At 56.6% G+C, this 265-nt stretch carries 1 rRNA gene; it reads left to right on the forward strand.

What is annotated here, in order from left to right:
* A 16S ribosomal RNA gene (locus BEN48_RS03060) occupies window positions 1-265 on the forward strand; the annotation flags it as partial.

Here is a 265-nt window from a genome sequence, read left to right on the forward strand (position 1 = left end):
TGCCCTGGAAACTGGACGGCTTGAGTACAGACGAGGGCGGCGGAATGGAGGGTGTAGCGGTGAAATGCATAGATACCCTCCAGAACACCGATTGCGAAGCAGCTGCCTAGACTGTAACTGACGCTGAGGCACGAAAGCGTGGGGAGCGAACAGGATTAGATACCCGTGGTAGTCCACGCCGTAAACGATGGATACTCGCTGCCGGCGATACAATGTCGGTGGCTTAGCGAAAGCGTTAAGTATCCCACCTGGGGAGTACGCTCGC

This window comes from Hymenobacter glacialis, assembly GCF_001816165.1.
In the GTDB taxonomy this organism is placed as follows: Bacteria; Bacteroidota; Bacteroidia; order Cytophagales; family Hymenobacteraceae; genus Hymenobacter; species Hymenobacter glacialis.